The following is a 3,399-nucleotide window of genomic DNA, read 5'->3' as shown; positions in this document are numbered from 1 at the left end:
TTATATATTAATTGGTCTTAATGATAGGTGCTATAATATGTCGCATTCAAAGCGTATTCCACCATGGCCATTTACTCGATGGAGTCTTAAGGCCAAGTTAATACTAGCTTTTTTGCTGGTTGGTGTTATCCCTGCTTCGATAACAACAATGATTGCAACGTTTCAGTCAAACCTAGATATAGAAAGTAAGGTTTCACTAAAGCTTGAAGCAATTAACACTTTAAAAAGAAATCAGGTTAATAACTACTTTGCTGAGCGTGAAGCTGATCTTAATATTCTTGCTCGCCTTATTCCTCAGCTTGATAAAGAAGCTTACGATTATTTTTTTTCAGACTATATCAGTAACTATCATTATCATGATTTATTTCTTATTGATGTAGATGGAACAATATTCTATTCAGTGACCAAAGAGCCAGATTATCGAACTAACATCCTTAATGGTAAATATGCTGATTCTAACCTTGGCAGTCTGGTCAAGCAGGTAAAGCATTCTGGTCGCTACGGAATTGTTGATTATCAGCCCTACGCACCAAGTAATGGCGATCCCGCTGCGTTTATTGCCAAACCGGTCGATGGCACAGATATGGTTGTCGCGCTTCAGTTATCTCAGTCGGGACTGCGTCGCATTATGGCTGTTCGTGACGGCATGGGTGAGACCGGGGAAAGCTATCTGGTGGGGGATGATAAGCTGATGCGTTCGGACTCCTTCCTTGATCCTGCGGCACACTCTATGAAAGCAAGTTTTGCCGGAACGGTTGAGGATAATGGCGTTGATAGTGAGGCAGTTAAACGGGCGCTCAATGGGCAGCAAGGCGTTGATATTCTCGCTAACTATAAAGGAGACAAGGTACTCTCCGCCTATGATGTTATCGACATTGGTGAATTTAGATGGGTAATTATTAGCGAGGTCGATATTGCGGAGGCCTTTAGCTCGGTCAAGCGTACAACACTCATTTCGGGCTTGCTGATCCTTATCTCGAGCATTGTTGTCTTCCTGCTGGGTTTATATATCGCACGGAAAATAGCAACACCTATTATTGCGGCTGCCAGAGTGGCGCAGAAAGTAGCTGGCGGTGACCTTTCACATACTATCCAGGTAGATGCTCACGATGAAGTCGGAAAGTTGCAAACATCGCTTGATCAGATGTTGCTCAACCTGCGTGCTATGGTCGGCCACCTTACCGAGGTGGCTTCGCAGCAGGGGACAACTGCAGATGAACTGGCTGCAATTACCCAGCAAACCACGACAGCTGTTGCCGAGCAGCAGATGCAAACGGCTAGTGCAGTGACTGCGACAAAGGAGGTAGGGGCGACAATCAGAGAGATAGCGGCGACATCAGCGACCGCTTCCGGGGTGTGTGAAGATGTGCTGGCCAAAGCTAAGGAAGGGGCAGAACATATCGAGGATACCTACAACTCGTTAGTATTGCTTGGTGAAACCACACAATCTACATCCGAGCAGATAGTCAAGCTTCGTCAGGATACGGATCAGATAGTGAACGTGCTGGCAGTGATCAAACAAATCGCCGAACAGACTAACCTGCTGGCACTCAATGCGGCGATTGAAGCGGCAAGGGTAGGAGAGCACGGACGTGGTTTTGCCGTGGTTGCCGATGAAGTTCGTCGTCTAGCGTTGTCTACCCAGCAGTCAACATCGGAAATTGAAGGGATTATCGAGACGATTGCCGGTGGTGCTGACGCTGCAGTTGAAACGATGGGGGCAAACGTTGAGCAGACTAATCAGGTCCAACAGCTCGCGAGTCAGGCCAATGAGGTCAACAGTGTGCTGTCTCAGGAAGTCGGGGGGATCTTTGATATGGTGGTGCAAATTGCGGCGGCAACTGAGCAGCAGACAACGAGTATCGATGACATCGCCCATAACATCGAATACATCGACAAACGAGCTGCGGAAACCGAGCGGGCTACCCGAAATATTGCTGACTCAAGTAGTGAGCTTTCCCAGATGTCTCATACCTTAAATGCCGAGACACAGAAATTTATGCTCTAACGACAACTTCATCCCGTTTAGATAATAAAAAATGCCACCCGTGATGGGTGGCATTGTGCGGTGTGCTTATAGTTGCTTTGCGAAGCTGTTTGTCGCTATACAATGAACTTGTTCATTACACTATCTTGTTCACGTACTTTGTTGATCTGGACTCCCATTGCTTCATTGGCACCATTGGCCGCCTCGGCAACCTGTACCGAGAGCTCTTTTATGTTCAGGGTGTTGGTATTAATTTCTTCGGCAACTAGGCTCTGCTCTTCAGCTGCAGAAGCAATCTGCAGGTTCATATCGTTGATTTGCTGAATGGCACCGCTAATGCGTGCTAAGGCTTCATCTGCTTCCTGCGCTTTGACAACGGTATTGGCAGCTGTTTCTTTGCTTAGCCCCATAACGCTGGCCGCTGAGCTGGCGCCAGATTGAAGTTGCTCAATCATCTGGCGGATTTCTGTCGTTGACTCCTGAGTTCGCTGGGCAAGAGTGCGAACCTCGTCGGCAACTACTGCAAATCCACGGCCGGAGTCACCAGCACGGGCAGCTTCAATCGCGGCATTGAGTGCCAATAGGTTTGTCTGGTCAGCAATTTCATTGATAACCTTCAGGATGGATTCAATGTTGCCTGTAGCAGCTTCTAGTTGTTTGACGACTTCCACAGCCTCGTCGATTTGCTCTGACAGGTTGGTAATTGCAGTTGCGGTATGTGAGACCACATCACTTCCTTCGGTTACTGCTGTGTCTGCTGCCTGAGCGGCAGAGGCGGCACCCTGTGCGTTACCTGCGACGTCTGATGACGTGGTTGCCATTTCATGCATGGCTGTAGCTAGCTGATCCAGCTCCTGCAGCTGGGATGACATTGCGTTGGCAGACTGCTTCGCACCTTCTGCTGTCATCTCTGTGCCCTGCATGATGTCGTGGCTTAATGACTTGGACTGAATGATGAGGCCCTGTAGCTTTTCGGTGAAGGCGTTAAAACCCTTTGCCAGTTCGGCAAACTCGGCATCGGTGCTGGTGTCCAGGCGGCGGGTCAGATCGCCCTGTCCGGATGCAACGTCCTGAATCGCGATATTCAAGTCTTGCAACGGACGCATGAGTACTTTGATAAGAAGCAGCAGGGCAATAATACCGGCAATCAGAGCAACAACTGAATAGATGATGGAATCTGTTTTTAGCTTGTCGACAGCGGCAAATGCCAGGCTTTCATCCAGAATAGTACCAATGTACCAGTTCTGGCCTTCAACCTGGGTAAAAGAGAGCTTAACAGTTTTACCATTGAGTTCTGTAGTTACTACCTTGTCTGAAAGAGCCTGATTACCTAGGAAGTCTGACATTGGTTTGCCATTGTATTTCTCTTCAGGGTGCGCAATAACGGTACCATCGTTGGCAACAATAAACAG

The 3,399-nt window shown here is 48.1% G+C and carries 2 protein-coding genes; one reads left to right on the top strand and one right to left on the bottom strand.

What is annotated here, in order from left to right:
- Nucleotides 1–37: 37 nt before the first annotated feature.
- The gene (locus tag MHN01_RS21015; RefSeq protein ID WP_239413229.1) at nucleotides 38–2,008 is read left to right on the top strand and encodes a methyl-accepting chemotaxis protein; all 1,971 of its coding nucleotides are present in this window, start codon (nucleotides 38–40) and stop codon (nucleotides 2,006–2,008) included.
- A 95-nt stretch (nucleotides 2,009–2,103) separates the two neighbouring features.
- Here MHN01_RS21015 and MHN01_RS21010 read toward each other — a convergent pair.
- Nucleotides 2,104–3,399, bottom strand: a 1,296-nt coding sequence (locus MHN01_RS21010; protein ID WP_239413228.1) for a methyl-accepting chemotaxis protein, incomplete at its 5' end; no start/stop codon positions are given.

The organism is Photobacterium sp. OFAV2-7 (genome assembly GCF_022347985.1).
In the GTDB taxonomy this organism is placed as follows: domain Bacteria; phylum Pseudomonadota; class Gammaproteobacteria; order Enterobacterales; family Vibrionaceae; genus Photobacterium.
The sequence above is the reverse complement of the archived record's forward strand: the minus strand, read 5'-3'. Positions and strand labels throughout refer to the sequence as shown.

Bases quoted from the DNA above. Each gene is read 5' to 3' on its own strand.
- MHN01_RS21015 (WP_239413229.1), top strand. From the start codon at position 38: ATGTCGCATTCAAAGCGTATTCCACCATGGCCATTTACTCGATGGAGT.